Below are 12,393 nucleotides of genomic sequence, written 5' to 3' on the forward strand. Positions count from 1 at the left end.
TTCATTCTGCGATGGCAAGCGGGACGGGCAGCGCCGCCAAGGGCAGCACGATGCCGACCCCGGTGCCCGCGCCGCCGATCCCCGCGCCCAGGGTGCAGCGCGCCGAGATCAGGCGCGCCCTTGTCTTCATGTTGTCGATGCCACTGCCGATCCGCGTGCGTTTCTTGGTGATGCCCTTGCCGTCATCGCTGATCACCAGCGAGATCTGCCCCGAAGCCGCCGCCAGGATGACCGAGATCCGCGCCGCGCCGGCATGGGAGACCGCGTTGTTGATCGCCTCTTGCGCGATCCGGTAGAGGGCGATGCTGACCTGCGGCTCCAGCGCGTCGAAGGCGCCGCCGGACTCGTCCTTCAGGGTCCAGTTGATGCCCTGGCCCGAGTCGCGCACCGCCCGGTCGAGATGGTGTTCGATGGCATGGGAAAAGCCGAAAAGCTGCAAGAGCGAGGGTTTGGCCTGTTCGATGATCTGGCGCAGATCCTGCATGCAGAGGTGCAGGCCGCGGGTGATCGGCTCCACCAGGTCGCCGGGCGCCGGGGCCTGATGCGGCAACCGTTCCAGAAGCCGGGTCAGGCGGGTCAGGTCGGCCAGGGTCTGGTCGTGCAGGTCCATGCCGATACGCTGGCGTTCACGCTCCAGGGCCTCGGTCAGCTTCAGGGCGCCGAGGCGCAGACCCTCCTCGCGCGCCCGCGCCTCGGCCTCGATGATGGCCGAGCGTTGCGCCTGTTCGGCGGCGCGCAGGGCGTAGAAATAGGGTGACAGCAGGTCAGCGATGTAGCGGGCATTGCGCACGTCCTCCGCCCCATAGGCCCCGGCGCGCTGCAGCGAGGCGCTGAAGGCGCCGATCACCTCGCCATGCACCATCATCGGCACATGGATGCGGGCGCGCAGGCCGTGGTCGTGGATCGGCTTGTAGAAGCCGCCGGGGAAGTTGAAGCGCGGGTCGGTGCAGGCATCCTCGGTCAGGATATGGTCCACCGCGCCTTGGAGTAGCGCCCGGATCGGGCTGTTGGCGATCGGCGCATGGGGTTGCTTGCCCCAGTCGGTCTCGATCCCGCTTTCATAGGCCGTGTGAAACAGGCCATCGGCGCGCAGGATGCAGACATCCAGATGGTCATGCGGCAGGATCTGCGCGATCTCGGTCGAGACGGCCTGGATCGCCGACTGGAAATCCAGCTGGCCGGCCAGTAGCCGCGAGATGCTGAAGAGGTGGTCCAGCAGGGCCGTCGGGGATGTATCGACCATCATGCGATCCTCTGCCGCCCCGGCTGTCGCGGCGGCGCCGTCTTTCGCCCCGATCATGGCAGACAAGCCCGCCGGGGCCTATTGTTGCCAGTGCAAAGCCCTTGCGGGAACCCGCAGATTTTTGGGGGAAACCCGCACATGCGCTGCCTGAAAAACCCTATACAGACTGGGCCTTCTGACCCATCCTGTCCGGACTGAGTGGAGGAACCTCAGCTTCAAGACAAGCAGAAAACGGCCGCCCGGAAGGGAAAGGCCATGACGGCAGCATGACTGCAGTTCACCTAGGGAGAGAGACATGAATACCAGAACGATATTGCTGGCTTCGGCCACAAGTCTTGCCATGGCCATGCCCGCCTTGGCCGATACATCTGCCAAAAAGATTGCCTTCTCGAACAATTACGCCGGCAATTCCTGGCGTCAGGCCATGCTCACCAGCTGGGAGAAGATCACCGGTGCGGCCGTGAAGGCCGGGGTCGTCGCTTCCGCCGACGCATTCACCACCGCCGAGAACCAGGCGACCGAACAGGCCGCGCAGATCCAGAACATGATTCTGCAGGGCTATGACGCCATCGTCATCAACGCGGCCTCGCCCACGGCGCTGAACGGTGCGGTGAAGGAGGCCTGCGATGCCGGCATCACCGTCGTCTCCTTCGACGGGATCGTGACCGAGCCCTGCGCCTGGCGCATCGCGGTGGACTTCAAGGAAATGGGCCGCAGCCAGGTGGAATACCTCTCCGGCGTGCTGCCCAAGGGCGGCAACCTGTTGGAGATCCGCGGTCTGGCCGGCGTCTCGGTCGATGACGAGATCTCCGCCGGGATCGCCGCCGGGGTCGCCCAATTCCCGCAGTTCAAGATCGTGGGCTCGGTCCATGGCGACTGGGCGCAGGACGTGGCGCAGAAGGCCGTGGCCGGCATCCTGCCCTCTCTGCCCGAAATCGTCGGCGTGGTGACCCAGGGCGGCGACGGCTATGGCGCGGCCCAGGCGATCGCCGCCACCGACCGCAAGATGCCGACCATCATCATGGGCAACCGCGAGGATGAGCTGAAGTGGTGGAAAGAGCAGAAGGACGCCAATGGCTATACCACCATGTCGGTGTCGATTGCCCCCGGTGTTTCGACCCTGGCCTTCTGGGTGGCGCAGCAGATCCTCGACGGCAAACAGGTGCCGAAGGATCTGACCGTGCCCTTCCTGCGCATCGACCAGGACAACCTCGAAGCCAACCTGGCCAAGACCCAGGCCGGCGGCGTGGCCAATGTTGAATACAGCCAGGATGACGCCATCGCCGTGATCGCGGCCACCAAGTAAGCCGAACCCTCGCCGGCACCGGGCTTGCCCGCGTGCCGGCACAGAACCTGCCCCTTGCCCTCTCGGGGGGCAGGTTCGCTGTCCTTTTCCGCCGAAAGTCCTCCGAAAGCCCGACATGAGCCCGACACCGCCTCTCCCCCTTCTGGAAGTCGCCGATGCCTCGGTCCGCTTTGGCGAGGTGCGCGCGCTGGATGGCGTGTCGCTGGCCGTGCTGCCGGGCGAATGCATCGGGCTGGTCGGCCATAACGGCGCGGGAAAATCCACCATCGTCTCGGTGATCAACGGCGGCCTGACCCCGCATCAGGGCGAGATCTTCAGCGAGGGCCAGCGCCTTCTGCCCTATGGCATCGGCGTGGCGCGCAGCCGGGGCCTGCGCTGCGTCTTTCAGGAACTGTCGCTCTGCCCCAACCTCAGCATCATCGAGAACACCCGGATCATGCATCGCAGCCTCGGCGGCCTCGGCTGGCGCACCCGGGCGGGGCGCATCATCGGGGCCAGCCTCGACACCGTCTTTCCCGGCCATGGCATCGACGTCGGCGCCCAGGTCGGCGCGCTGTCGATCGCCCAGCGGCAGATGGTCGAGATCGCGATGGCCTTCTCGGACCCCGGTCTGCCGCCGCGCCTGGTGATCCTGGACGAGCCGACCTCCTCGCTGGATGCGGGGCTTGCGGCGCAGCTTCTCGCCCATGTCCGCCGCTTTGTGGCTTCCGGCGGGGCGGTGATCCTGATTTCCCACATGCTGAACGAAATTCTCGACACGGCGAGCCGGATCGTCGTGATGAAGGATGGAAAGATCGTCGCCGAGCGCGGCGCCGGCGGCTTTGACCACGCAGGCCTGGTCGAGGCGATGGGCAGCGCCTCGGCCCACCACGCTTCGGCGCGGCGCAGCGCGATGGTGACCGCGCCGGTGCTGCAGCTGGCCCTGCCGCAGGGCCTTCCCTTCCGCGCCTCAAAGGGCGAGGTCGTGGGGCTGGCCGGCCTCGGCGGCCATGGCCAGACCCGGATGCTGCTGGCGCTTTTCGACCAGAACAGCCCGCAGTGGTGGCCGCGCCGCGACCCCGCCGTGACCTTCGTCGCCGGCGACCGGCGCGAGAACGGCATTTTCGATCTGTGGAGCATCCTGAAGAACATGACCGTGGCTTCGCTGGGCGACCTCTCGCGCCGGGGCCTTTTGCAGGACGCGGCCGAGGCGCGGCGCGGTGCGGACTGGAAGGACCGGATGAAGATCCGCACCCCCGACATGGAGAACAAGATCCTCTCCCTCTCCGGCGGCAATCAGCAGAAGGTGCTCTTCGCCCGGGCCCTGTCGACGCGGGCGCCGGTGGTGCTGATGGACGACCCGATGCGCGGCGTCGATGTCGGCACCAAGCGCGAGGTCTATGGCATGATCCGCGCCGAGGCCGAGGCGGGCCGCACCTTTGTCTGGTATTCGACCGAGATGGAAGAAATGGAGCTCTGCGACCGCGTCTATGTCTTTCGCAACGGCGTCATCGTCGAAGAGCTGGCGGGCGCGGCGATCAGCGAGCAGAACATCCTGCGCGCCTCCTTCGAAGGAGCGGCGGCATGAGGCTTTCGACCGATGCGCTGCGCCTCGCCGTCCCGGCGGCCTCGCTGCTTCTGCTGCTGGCCGGGGTCTTCTATTTGCAACCGCGCGCGATGAGCTATGGCGGGCTGAACCTGCTGTTCAACCTGGCGGTGCCGATCGCCCTGGCGACGATCGCGCAGATGCTGATCATGGCGGTGAACGATCTTGACTTGTCGATGGGGACTTTCGTCAGCTTCGTGGCCTGCATCGCCGCGACCTATCTGCATGACACGCCGCTTCTGGGGGCGGCGATCCTTCTGGCGGCCATCGCGGTCTATGCGGTGATCGGGGTCGTCATCCATCTGCGCGATCTGCCCTCCATCGTGGTGACGTTGGGGATGAGCTTTGTCTGGGGCGGGCTGGCCGTGCTGATCCTGCCGGCGCCGGGGGGCACCGCGCCGGAATGGGCGCGGGCGGTGATGACCTCGAAACCGCCGCTGGTGCCGATGGCGATTGTCGCCAGCGTGCTTCTGGCGGTCTTTGCGCATCTGTTGATCATGCGGTCCTCCTTCGGCGTGCTGATCCGTGGTGTAGGCGGCAACGAACGCTCGGTCCGCCGCGCCGGCTGGTCAATCCTTGCGGCGCGGGCGGGGGCCTATGCGCTGGCCGCGACCTTTGCCGTGGCGGCGGGGATCTGCCTTGTCGGCCTGACCACCAGCGCCGATGCCAATATCGCCCTGCGCTACACGCTTTTGTCGATCGCCGGGGTGATCCTCGGCGGGGGAGAGTTCACCGGCGGCCGCGTCTCGCCCATCGGCGCGGTCATCGGCGCGCTGACCCTGACGTTGGCGGGGTCCTTCCTGTCCTTCCTGCGCATCTCGCCCGATTGGCAGATCGGGGCACAGGGCGCGATCCTGATCATCGTGCTGGCCTTGCGGCTGTCGCTCAACCTTCTGGAAAGCAAGGGGAGGCGGGCATGAGAGGGCTTCTGGCCAAGCCGTGGATCTGGTCCTTCGTCGCGGCGCTTGCGGTCTGGCTGGCGACGATCGCGGTGACGCGCGGCGCCTCGACGCTGGGCCTGTCGCAGGCGGCGCTGACCTTTGCCGCCTTCTCGGTGCTGGTGGGGGTGGGGCAGATGTTCGTCATCACGCTCGGGCCGGGCAACATCGACCTGTCGGTGCCCGCCACCATGACCCTGGCGGGCACGGTCTCGCTCAAATACATGGACGGGCAGGACGGGCTGATCCTGCAGGGCCTGGCCATTGCCCTGGCCACCGGCATCGCGGTGGGCGTCTTGAACTATGCCCTGATCAAGGCGCTGCGCATCCCGCCGATCATCGCCACCCTGTCGATGAGCTTCATCGTGCAATCCGCCGCGATCTGGACCAACCGGGGCCTTCGCATCAAGCCGCCGCCGGTGCTGGCCGATTTCACCACGCTGACCAGCTTCGGCCTGCCCAATATCGCGCTGGTGGCGCTGGTGATCTCGCTCGCGGCCTGGGTGCTTTTGCACCGCACGCCCTATGGCCGCTGGATCGCCGCCATCGGGCAGAGCCTGCCCGCCGCCCGGATGGCGGGCATCGCGGTCGATGGCACGCGCTTCGTGACCTACCTCCTTTGTGCCATGCTGGCCTCGGTCTGCGGCTATCTGCTGGCCTGTTTCTCGGGCGGGGCGGCGTTGAACATGGGGACGGAATACCTCTTGATGTCGATTGCCGTCGTGGTGATCGGCGGGACGGCGGTGGCCGGAGGCAACAGCAATGTGCCCGGCATCTGGGGCGCCTCGCTTTTCATGTTTCTGGTCGTGTCGATGCTGAACACCTATGGCCTTGGCGCCGGGGTGCGGCTGATCATGACCGGCCTTATCATCATCACCGTGATCCTGCTGGCCAGTGGCCGCAAAGCCGGCGCACGCTAGGACCGCAAGCAAGAACAAGGGTTTCCCATGACTGCCCCGCTCTATCAGATCGACGACCCGGACTTCGCGCATCTCATCATGCCCTCTGCCAAGCTGGAACAGCTTTTCACCGGCTGCCGCTGGGCCGAGGGGCCGGTCTGGTTCGACGACATGCAATGCCTGCTCTGGAGCGATATTCCCAACCAGCGCATCCTGCGCTGGGCGGGGGAAAGCGCGGGCGGCGGCAGCGTGACGACCTTCCGCCAGCCCTCCAACTTCTCCAACGGGCAGACGCGGGACCGGCAGGGTCGCCTGGTGACCTGCGAACACGGGACCCGCCGCGTCACCCGGACCGAGCCGGATGGCAGAGTGACGGTCCTGGCCGACCGCTTTCAGGGCAAGCCCTTGAATTCGCCCAATGATGTGGTGGTGCATTCCGATGGCAGCATCTGGTTCACCGATCCGACCTATGGCATCCTGTCGGATTATGAAGGCTACCGTGCGACGCCCGAGCAGCCGGTGCATGGCGTCTACCGCATCGATGGCAGCAGCGGCGAGATCAGCCTTGTCGCCGATGATTTCTGCCAGCCGAACGGCCTCGCCTTCGCGCCGGATGAGGCCAGGCTCTACATCGCGGATTCCGGCGCCAGCCATGACGGCAGCAAGCCCCGCCACATCCGCGCCTTCGATGTGGAGGGGGGCAAGCTCTCGCGCAGCCGGACTTTTGCGGTGATCGACGCCGGCGTGCCCGATGGCATCCGCTGCGATCTGGCCGGCAACCTCTGGTCCTCGGCCGCGGATGGCGTGCATTGCTTTGCGCCCGATGGCCGCCGGCTGGGCAAGATCCTGGTGCCGGAGACCGTGGCGAACCTGACCTTCGGCGGCCCGCGGCGCAACCGGCTGTTCATCACCGCCACGTCGTCGCTTTACGCGATCTACCTCACCACCAATGGCGCGCAGCGGCCCTGAGCGGTCTCTCGCAGCCTCAGGCCGCGGGAGAGACCGACATCGCGGTCAGGTCCACCCGACGCTCCAGCGCCTGGCCCTCGGCGTCGAAGAGGTGGCATTCGCCGGTCGAAAAGCCGATGTCGAGCGGCTTGTCATCCTCGATCACCTTTGTGCCGGGCAGGACGAAGCAGAAGCTTTCCTCGCGGCCGGGCAGGGTGGCATAGCCGATGGTCTGCTGGCCAAGGTGTTCGACCACCGAGGGTGTCACGCGCAGCGTCAGGTCGCCGGCGCCCGGGGTGATATGTTCGGGACGGATGCCCAGTTGCAGCGTCGCCCCCTCCAGCCCGGCGCGGGGAGTGACCGGGATGACGGCCCGCTGGCCCTCCAGGCTCACCTCGACCCCGGCAGCGGAGACGCCGGTGCAGGTGACGGGCAGGAAGTTCATCCGCGGATTGCCGATGAAGCCCGCAACGAAGGTGTTCTGCGGCTTGTGGTAGAGTTCCAGCGGGGCGCCGACCTGGGCGATATAGCCGCCGTTCAGCACCACGATCCGGTCGGCCATGGTCATCGCCTCGACCTGGTCATGGGTGACATAGATCATCGTGGCGCCCAGCTGCTTGTGCAGGCGGGTGAGTTCCAGCCGCATGTCGGCGCGCAGGGCGGCGTCGAGGTTCGACAGCGGCTCGTCAAAAAGGAAGATCTCGGGCTCGCGCACGATGGCGCGGCCGATGGCGACGCGCTGGCGCTGGCCGCCCGACAGCTGGCCGGGCTTCTGCTGCAGCCGAGTTTCGAGGTGCAGGATGGCGGCGGCGGCCTGAACCTTCTGGCGGATCACCTCTTCGGAGGCGCGCTCGACCCGAAGCGGGAAGGCGATGTTCTCATAGACCGACATATGCGGGTAAAGCGCGTAGCTTTGAAACACCATCGCAATGCCGCGCTTGACCGGGGGCAGGTCGTTCACCCGCTTGCCGTCGATCACGATATCGCCCGCGCTGGTATGTTCCAGCCCCGCAATCATCCGCAGCAGCGTCGATTTCCCGCAGCCGGAGGGGCCGACGAAGACGACGAATTCGCCATCGGTCACGTCCAGAGAGACGCCCTTGACGACCTGGATGTCGCCGAAGGTCTTGATCACGGTCTTGAGGGAAAGCTGGCCCAAGCTGGGACTCCTTGGATGGGACGGCAGGCACGGAAAAGGCCGGCCACCCGCGAGGGGCGGCCGGCCCTGGCTGTTACTTGAACTCTTCGAGGGCGCCGGCGGCCTTGGTCAGCGCATCCTTCGGCTCGGCCTTGCCGGTGACCACGGATTGCACCATCTCGATCATGACGTTCTGGAAGCCCTTGTAATCGGTGAAGAGGGGCTCGGGCCCGCCATAGGCGATGCCGTCGATGAACGGCTTCCAATAGGGGTTGGCCGCAACCATAGCATCCACCGCGGGGCCGGGACGCAGCGGGGTCAGACCGGCGAGACCGCCGCCTTCATAGGCCTCCTGGATCTCGGGCGAGGTGATGTACTTGGCAAACTCCGTCGCCTTGTCCTCGACGCCCGAACCCTTGAAGACAGCCAGCGAGTCGGTGATCAGCAGCGTGCCGGGTGCGCTGGCCGAAGGGCCGAGCGGCAGGTTGGCGACACCCCAGTTGATCGGCGTGTCCTTCAGCTTGAAGGCGGCGCCGACCGAGCCCTGGATCATGCCGACCTTGCCATCGAGGAAGATCGCCCGGATCTCGTTCTGTTCGTAGGCGGTGGCGCCTTCGACCGAATAGGGGGTGATGTCCTTGTAGGCCTGCAGGGCGGCCAGCACTTCGGGGCTGTCCATGGTGATCTTGCCATCGGCGTCGATCACCGTGCCGTTGTTGGTGTAAACCCAATGCATGAACTGGTGCATCGTGTTGTCAAAGGTCTTGGCGGGCAGGCCATAGCCCGCGATCCCGGTCTTTTCCTTGATGGCCTTGGCATCGGCGATCTCTTCCGCCCAGGTCGTCGGCGGCTTTTCCGGGTCGAGGCCGGCGGCCTTGAAGAGGTCCTTGTTCCAGTAGAAGGCCTTGGTCGAGAAGGCGATGGGCACGCCCCACTGGGTGCCGTCGAAGGTCACGGTATCCACGATATGCGGATAGTAGGAGGCCTTCTCGGCATCGGTCATCGGCACCGGAACGATCAGGTCGTTCTTGGCGAATTCCTTCAGCGTGCGCGAGCCGACATAGGCCATCGCCGCCGGGCTGCCGGCCGCGGCCAGCGTGGTGGCCTTGTCCTGGCACTGGGCCCAGCCCACGACCTCGACCGCGATCTTGTAGTCGGGGTTCTTCTCGTCCCAGGCCTTGATGTATTTTTCATGGACGGGGTCGATGCTGTCCCCGCAATAGATCCAGCTGATGTCCTTGGCCAGCGAAGGCAAGGCCGTCGAACTGGCCAGAACGAGGCCCAACAGGCTTTTGTGGAAGAGGCTTGTCACGTCAGATACTCCCGGTTGTGAATGTTGTTATTGTTTCACCGCGCCTGCGGTCAGCCCGCCGACGAGATAGCGTTGCAGGAAGAAGATGAGGACCATCGCGGGGGCAATCCCCACGAAGCTTGCGGCCATCAGCTCGTTCCAGATCACCTCCTGCTTGCCGAAATAGGCGTAAAGGCCAATCGGCAGCGGCATGTATTCGGTCTTGGAATTGAAGGTCAGGGCGAAGATGAACTGCTGCGAATAGGCCCCGATGAAGGTGACGATCGCCACCACGATGATGCCGGGCCGCGCAATGGGCAGGATCACCCGGCGGAAGGTGTAGAACTGGCTGGCGCCGTCCATGTAGGCGGCTTCGTTCAGCTCGGTCGGGATTCGCATCATGTAGGTGCGCAAGAGCCAGATCGCCGAAGGGATCAGGAAGGCCGCGCCCGGGATGATCATCGCGAAATAGGTGTTCAGAAGCCCCAGGGTCCGCATCAGCCGGAACAGCGGGATCAAGAGCACCGCGCCCGAGAACATCGACACGGCAAGAAACCCGCCCAGCACCAGCCCCATGCCCTTGTAGTCGAACCGCGCAAAGGCATAGGCGGCGGGCACCACCAGCAACAGCACGATCACCGTCGAGATGATCGAGATCAGGAAAGAGTTGAACACATAGCGCCCGAAGCCCGGCACCCGGTCCCACATGGTGAAATAGGCGTCGAAGCTGCCGTTCTTCGGCCAGAAACTGTAGGGCGAGGAGAAGAGCTGCGCGATGGGTTTCAGGCTGACCAGGAAGCCCTCGATGAAGGGGGACAAGAGGAAGAACAGGAAGACGAAGAGCCCGGCATAGATCGCGATGACCTCCCACCAGCGGTAGCGGTCGATCATGGCCCGGTTGTCGAGAGCGGATCTTGCCATGCGATCAGGCCTTCTCAGTCGCCGACAGGCGGCGGGTGACGCGGAAATAGGCGATGCAGAACAGCGACAGGAAGATGCAGATCACCACGGCCCGCGCCGAACCCTCGCCGTATTTGTTCGACCCGATGGCGGTGCGGTAGGTGTCGATGATCATCGTCGTCGTCTCGCCCGAGGGGCCGCCCTGGGTCAGGATCCAGATGATGTCGAAGCTGTTGAAGGTGGCGATCAGCGACAGCATCGACATGGTGATCACGGCGGGCATCATCAGGGGCAGGGTGATGCGGCGAAAGCGGGTCCAGCGGCTGGCGCCATCGGTCCAGGCGGCCTCGTACAGATCTTTCGGGATCGACTGGATCGCGGCGAGGAAATAGATCGTCACCATCGGCACGCCGATCCAGACGTCGGTGACGATGGTCGCCCAATAGGCGGGCCTGCCATAGGCGAGGAAGGCCACCGGACCGTCGACCAGACCAAAGCGCTGCAACAGGCCCGAGATCATGCCGAACTGGCCGTTGTACATCCAGCCCCACATGAAGATGCCGATCGCCATCGGCACGATCCACGGCGGCATGGTCAGGATGCGGAAGAGGTTGCGCCCCGGCACCGCACAGTTCAGAAGGACCGCGCCGAAGGTGCCGATCACCATCTTGAACAGCACCGAGAAGAAGGTCCAGGTGAAGGTCCGGGTGATGACCGTCAGGAACGTGTCGTTGAAGATCTTGTTGTAGTTGCGCCAGCCGACATAATCGGTGACCCGGCTCAGCGAGGCATTGGTGAAGGACAGCCGGAACGTCTCGACCAGGGGCCAGGCCACGATGACCAGCACATAAAGGATAGCCGGGGCCAGAAGCGCCCAGGCAAAGATCATGCTGGCGCGCGACTTGATCATGTCTCAGGCCACCTTGCGGACGAAAGCGTTGTCGTAACGGTCCCAGACCGGGCGCAGGTCCACCACCTGGCGCGCGCGGCGCGCCTCGTCGGTGGCAAGGGCGAGAATCCCCGCCTCCAGCGCGTCGAGCGGCGAGACGGGCACCGGGCCGCCGCGCATCACATTGGCCACGACGCCTTCGGCCATCTTCTCGTCGGCGCCGTAATGCTGCGACAGGGCGGTGGCCTTGTACTCGGTCTCGGTCACGCGCTTTTCGCTCAGCACATCGGTGACTTTCAGGAAACCGCGGATGAAATCGCCTTCGGCCTGCCCCTTGGTGCCGAAGACGGCAAAGCGGCGGAACTGGTCGGGGGCGTTCAGGTTGGTGTGGAAGTTCATCCCCACTCCATTGGCGTATTCGATGATCGCCACCTGATAGTCGATGATGTCGCCATCCGAGTCAAAGACCTTGTCCGACCCGTTCCAGCCCGAGGGCTTGCGGTGATAGAGGCTCAGGTCATTGACGCCTTCGTGGCGCGGGTCATTGGCCGGGATGAAGGTCTTGCGCCCGCCAAAGGAGGCGACCCGTTCGGGCCGCGCGCCGATCAGACCGTTGTAGAGGTCGAGGTCGTGGCAGCATTTTTCCAGCATGAAGCTGCCGGACCATTTCTCGTACCGGCGCCAGTCGCGCATGAAGAAGGCGCCGTGATAGGGGAAGATATGCTCGGCCGCCTCGATCGAGACGATCTTGCCCAGCTGCCCGGCATCGCGCGCCGCCAGAAGGTCGCGGTAAAGCGGCGCATAGCGCAGCACCAGCCCGACGAGCAGGCGGTCGGCACCATATTGCCCCATCAGGGCCGCCATCCGGTAAGTGTCTTCGATGGTCGAGACGATCGGCTTTTCGGAGAAGACCTTGACCCCGGCCTCCAGCCCCAGCCGGATGTGATCGAGGTGCAGGTGGTTGGGCGAGCCGACCATCAGAAGGTCAAAGCCGCCGGCCCGGACGAGTTCCTCGGGCGTGTCATAGGCCTTGCCGGCCGAGATGCCGTGCCGCTCCAGCACTTCCATGCCGGCGGGGGCGGGGTCGTGATAGCCCACGATCTGAAAATCGGGGTCCATTTCGGTGAAGACGTGGCCCAGATACCCAAGACGATAGCCAAGGCCGATGATCGCGACTCGCATTCCACGCTCCCAGCGGAGAAATTCTTTTTCTGGATCATGCGCAGGTCAGCGCATTGCGTCAAGAATTTTTCACA

General features: G+C 65.2%; 11 protein-coding genes. 5 read left to right on the forward strand and 6 right to left on the reverse strand.

Annotated features, from left to right (window positions below; translation table 11 throughout):
- Position 1: 1 nt before the first annotated feature.
- Positions 2–1,243, reverse strand: a complete 1,242-nt coding sequence (locus AC1DZT_RS15150; RefSeq protein ID WP_478007479.1) for a GAF domain-containing sensor histidine kinase — start codon at positions 1,241–1,243, stop codon at positions 2–4.
- 295 nt (positions 1,244–1,538) lie between these two features.
- Between AC1DZT_RS15150 and AC1DZT_RS15155 the strand changes: the two genes are divergently transcribed.
- The 5 genes from AC1DZT_RS15155 to AC1DZT_RS15175 all read left to right on the forward strand — a co-directional run bounded on the left by AC1DZT_RS15155 (position 1,539) and on the right by AC1DZT_RS15175 (position 6,940).
- Positions 1,539–2,549 (forward strand): substrate-binding domain-containing protein, encoded by a 1,011-nt coding sequence (locus tag AC1DZT_RS15155; protein ID WP_478007480.1) that lies wholly within the window; start codon positions 1,539–1,541, stop codon positions 2,547–2,549.
- A gap of 115 nt (positions 2,550–2,664) precedes the next feature.
- Positions 2,665–4,116, forward strand: a complete 1,452-nt coding sequence (locus AC1DZT_RS15160) for a sugar ABC transporter ATP-binding protein (RefSeq protein ID WP_478007481.1) — start codon at positions 2,665–2,667, stop codon at positions 4,114–4,116.
- Positions 4,113–5,054, forward strand: coding sequence for an ABC transporter permease (locus AC1DZT_RS15165; protein WP_478007482.1), 942 nt, complete (start codon positions 4,113–4,115; stop codon positions 5,052–5,054). Before AC1DZT_RS15160 ends, AC1DZT_RS15165 begins: the two co-directional genes overlap by 4 nt.
- Positions 5,051–5,992, forward strand: a complete 942-nt coding sequence (locus tag AC1DZT_RS15170) for an ABC transporter permease (RefSeq protein ID WP_478007483.1) — start codon at positions 5,051–5,053, stop codon at positions 5,990–5,992. Before AC1DZT_RS15165 ends, AC1DZT_RS15170 begins: the two co-directional genes overlap by 4 nt.
- Before the next feature lie 27 nt (positions 5,993–6,019).
- On the forward strand, positions 6,020–6,940 hold the full coding sequence (locus AC1DZT_RS15175) for an SMP-30/gluconolactonase/LRE family protein (RefSeq protein ID WP_478007484.1): 921 nt from the start codon (positions 6,020–6,022) through the stop codon (positions 6,938–6,940).
- A gap of 16 nt (positions 6,941–6,956) precedes the next feature.
- Here the strand turns inward: AC1DZT_RS15175 and AC1DZT_RS15180 are convergent, their stop codons facing one another.
- The 5 genes from AC1DZT_RS15180 to AC1DZT_RS15200 form a co-directional block, all read right to left on the reverse strand.
- Positions 6,957–8,078: an ABC transporter ATP-binding protein gene (locus tag AC1DZT_RS15180; RefSeq protein WP_478007485.1), complete on the reverse strand. Its 1,122-nt coding sequence runs from the start codon at positions 8,076–8,078 to the stop codon at positions 6,957–6,959.
- Between the two features lie 73 nt (positions 8,079–8,151).
- Positions 8,152–9,369, reverse strand: a complete 1,218-nt coding sequence (locus AC1DZT_RS15185) for an extracellular solute-binding protein (RefSeq protein WP_478007486.1) — start codon at positions 9,367–9,369, stop codon at positions 8,152–8,154.
- Between the two features lie 27 nt (positions 9,370–9,396).
- Positions 9,397–10,269 (reverse strand): carbohydrate ABC transporter permease, encoded by an 873-nt coding sequence (locus AC1DZT_RS15190; RefSeq protein ID WP_478007487.1) that lies wholly within the window; start codon positions 10,267–10,269, stop codon positions 9,397–9,399.
- A gap of 4 nt (positions 10,270–10,273) precedes the next feature.
- Positions 10,274–11,158 (reverse strand): carbohydrate ABC transporter permease, encoded by an 885-nt coding sequence (locus tag AC1DZT_RS15195; protein WP_478007488.1) that lies wholly within the window; start codon positions 11,156–11,158, stop codon positions 10,274–10,276.
- A gap of 3 nt (positions 11,159–11,161) precedes the next feature.
- Positions 11,162–12,319, reverse strand: coding sequence for a Gfo/Idh/MocA family protein (locus tag AC1DZT_RS15200; protein WP_478007489.1), 1,158 nt, complete (start codon positions 12,317–12,319; stop codon positions 11,162–11,164).
- Between the last annotated feature and the right edge of the window lie 74 nt (positions 12,320–12,393).

The organism is Rhodobacter sp. P1_C2 (genome assembly GCF_056406375.1).

Excerpts from the sequence above, each read along its gene's own strand:
- AC1DZT_RS15170 (WP_478007483.1), top strand. The coding sequence starts at position 5,051 with ATGAGAGGGCTTCTGGCCAAGCCGTGGATCTGGTCCTTCGTCGCGGCG.
- AC1DZT_RS15195 (WP_478007488.1), bottom strand. The coding sequence starts at position 11,158 with ATGATCAAGTCGCGCGCCAGCATGATCTTTGCCTGGGCGCTTCTGGCC.
- AC1DZT_RS15175 (WP_478007484.1), top strand. The coding sequence starts at position 6,020 with ATGACTGCCCCGCTCTATCAGATCGACGACCCGGACTTCGCGCATCTC.
- AC1DZT_RS15155 (WP_478007480.1), top strand. The coding sequence starts at position 1,539 with ATGAATACCAGAACGATATTGCTGGCTTCGGCCACAAGTCTTGCCATG.
- AC1DZT_RS15165 (WP_478007482.1), top strand. The coding sequence starts at position 4,113 with ATGAGGCTTTCGACCGATGCGCTGCGCCTCGCCGTCCCGGCGGCCTCG.
- AC1DZT_RS15190 (WP_478007487.1), bottom strand. The coding sequence starts at position 10,269 with ATGGCAAGATCCGCTCTCGACAACCGGGCCATGATCGACCGCTACCGC.
- AC1DZT_RS15150 (WP_478007479.1), bottom strand. The coding sequence starts at position 1,243 with ATGGTCGATACATCCCCGACGGCCCTGCTGGACCACCTCTTCAGCATC.
- AC1DZT_RS15160 (WP_478007481.1), top strand. The coding sequence starts at position 2,665 with ATGAGCCCGACACCGCCTCTCCCCCTTCTGGAAGTCGCCGATGCCTCG.
- AC1DZT_RS15200 (WP_478007489.1), bottom strand. The coding sequence starts at position 12,319 with ATGCGAGTCGCGATCATCGGCCTTGGCTATCGTCTTGGGTATCTGGGC.